Origin of the sequence: Sphingopyxis sp., assembly GCF_019459305.1 — a bacterium.
Taxonomy (GTDB): Bacteria; Pseudomonadota; Alphaproteobacteria; order Sphingomonadales; family Sphingomonadaceae; genus Sphingopyxis.
On the sequence record NZ_JAIBES010000005.1, the window covers coordinates 1 to 3,018 of the forward strand.

The 3,018-nt window shown below is 58.0% G+C and carries 2 protein-coding genes; both read right to left on the minus strand.

The features are described from left to right. Window positions 1-408 precede the first annotated feature (408 nt). Window positions 409-1,572 (minus strand): site-specific integrase, encoded by a 1,164-nt coding sequence (locus K0M74_RS00315; RefSeq protein WP_293966825.1) that lies wholly within the window; start codon window positions 1,570-1,572, stop codon window positions 409-411. Between the two features lie 683 nt (window positions 1,573-2,255). Then, a partial coding sequence (locus K0M74_RS00320) for a HEPN domain-containing protein (protein WP_293966826.1) occupies window positions 2,256-3,018 on the minus strand: 763 nt, incomplete at its 5' end.

A 3,018-nucleotide genomic window follows, 5' to 3' on the forward strand; every position in this document is an offset into this window, starting at 1 on the left:
TGAGTTTTGCAACACAAGCTTACCGAAGTTCGCCGATGACCACCCGCGAAACTGACCGGACACTACAGCGCTTTTTCGATTAGCGCGTGTCCGGTCAGCTTCGCTACCGGCAGAAGCTACACCACCGCCGGGGACACGACCAGCGCGTCCTTTGTGTGGCTCCTCCAGCTTTCGGCGCCGCCCAGATGTGACTGAGGCGACGGCCGAAGCCGGATGTTGGAAACCCGCTGCAACAACGAGCGCATACGCCTCTACCGGCAAGCCGGCTGGAAATGCGCGTATGCCACCCGGCCGAATGACCATGGCAGTTGCAGAGGGGTTTCCACGCCCCGCTCCTGCATCACTCAGGAGCACGGGGACAATTGACGAAGGTGCGGACAAGCAAGCCATTGGCAGGCCTGATGCCGACTACATTCGGCCAGCGAGGCGTTCTTCAATAAGACCGGTAATATCATTTGCCGCTTGGATTTGTGAAGAACGGGCGAGATGGGCATATCGTGCCGTCGTCTGCACTTGGGTGTGCCCCAAGAGCTTTCCGATAATCGGAAGGCTCATCCCGTTGCTCACTGCAACGCTAGCAAACGTGTGTCGGATGTCATGGATCCGCGCGTCTTTCAAGCCGGCGCGGCCTCGCACCCGCTGCCAAAAGGGTTGCAGGTCAGTAAGGTGCTTTCCTTCAACTCGGCCAGCGATGACATACGGGTTGTCCGGCACTCGCTCTAGATTGGCAAGCACTTGGACGGCCGCAGCTCCAAGGCTCACAATCTTAGGGCCCGTCTTGCTGTCCGGCAGTTGCAACGCGGATTGATCCAGATTCACATAGCTCCACTGTAGGGTCATTATTTCTTGGAGGCGGCAGCCGGTGAACAAAAGAAGCCGAACAGCCGCGATGGCTGAGGGGAGTTCGATCCGCTCGGCTTCCATTTCATTCAGAACGCGCCCGATCGCGCCCAGCTCGCTCGACGAAAAGAAGCGCTCACGCATTGTCTCGGGGTACTTTTTGATGTGGCGGCGGGGGTTCGTGAACTCGGGGCGGAGGCCCCAGAGCTCGGCAAGATTGAACATCTTCGAGATGATCTCAATGTTGCGATTGGCTTGGTACGGCCGGTCCCGGTGGTCGTGGTGAAACTTGGCGATGTCCGCCCTGGTCACATCGAGAATTCGCTTCTGGCCGATGGCTGGCAAGATGAAGATCTTTAGGTTTCGACGATATTCCTTAGCGGTCGATGCCTTGAGGTGAACCGCGATGTGTTCGGCGTCGAACCGCTCAGCCAGCTCTTTTACGGTGATCGCAGTGCGGCGCTCACGAACTTCCGCGAGAGGGTCGATGTACTGTCGTAGTTTAGCGAGGGCCTGCAGGGCTAAGCCGCGTGCTTGGTCGACGGTAATCGCACCAAACTGACCCATGCCCATCCGCCTAGAGATTTTGCAGTATCGATATTGCAGCACGAACTTTTTGCGGCCGCTGGGTAGTACTCGGACGCCAAAGCCCGAAAGCTCGGAATCCCAAACAAAATAGTCGCTATCGCGTATGTCTAATGCTTCAATGGATCGCTTCGTAAACTTGGGCATTTGTTCCTCCTGTTACCAGTCGGGTCCCGCGCCGCTCACCGTAAGCAAATGGTAAGCAATAGGGTGAGTGTCGGTGCGGAACCGTGCGTACGTACACAGTCGCAACACGCGAGATTAGTCAACGTAACGCGCTGAAAATAAGCGTTATTGCGTGCTAGTGAGGAGTCCTGCGGACATGGCGGGGGCACGCCTCATAACCTGAAGGTCGGAGGTTCAAACCTGCGGATTCCGGGATCATCACGCGCAGTGTTCCGATTTGATCGTGCCAAGCATTCCGATGCGATGCCGCTCGGGTAAAATGTCAGAGCCTTGTCGATTAACGGCGCCTTCTTTGTGGAAGGAGTCGCTGATGCCATCATCACGTTGCCCGCCATGGCAGCATGATCAACCCGGCTTGGCCGAAGATCGCTAACCCTACGCCAGCGAACCTACACCACCAAATGGGACACGACCACGCCCTGGTTTCCAACAAATTTGCGGTGATCGACTCGGCATAGTTTTACGCTGCTCCCCTGCACTCATCGCAGAGGAGGAAGCTATGACGCTGGATGATTTTGAACGGAAGCTGGACGATCCGCGATTTGCGGACGGGGTCATTCAGGGACTGCCTCGACCTGTATACGGCGGCTGCGCAACGACGGCTACCCTTTCTCGACGCGCTGTAGCCAGCGGCTGCTGAGCGATCATAGGTCGGCCTCCTGCCGGAGCCCATCGAGCCATTCGCGCGACACCGTCTCGACCGTGTCGCGCAACATGGTGACCGCTGACCTGATCGCCTGCAGATCGTTGCTGTCGATGGCGTACGCAGCCGAGTAGCGCGCCTCGACATAAGCGCGTTTTGCCAACTCGAAGCGGCGGCGGTCGAGCTTCGTCGCCCTTGGCCAAGCCTCGACGAGCCGCGTCTCCCGGTCTTCCGCCAGCGAACGCAAAAACTTCAGATTATGCGAGCGCGGAACATAGTGGCTGCGTACCAGCAGGAAGCAGGTGTAGGCGCGTTCGGCGGCCTGGTGGAGCAGGAAAGCAGCATCGTTATTCTCCCCCTCCTGGATAGCGTAGTTCGCCAGCTTGATCCCACTATCAACCTTTGCCAGCCAGTCCGCAAAATAACTGCTGGCCATTTCATAGGCATCAGATGCCGTCAGCGGCATCGGCGTGGTCAGTTCACTGCCGGGCAGGTCGTAAAGCACGATGCCGTCGCGCGCGATGTCGACCCAAAAATATTCGCCCCGCTTCAGCCCGCGGTTCACCTCCTCGAGCGTGTGGACAATGATGTTAACGGGCCGCGCGATCTCCGCATCGCGCAGGATCTTATCCTCGGCGACATACCAATATTCGGCAATATCGGTGAGATTGGCGTGGCTGACGATGATCAGCAGATCATAATCCGACTGATAGCCATTCTCGGGCTCGTCGACCCAGTCGCCGCGCGCATAGCTGCCGAACAGA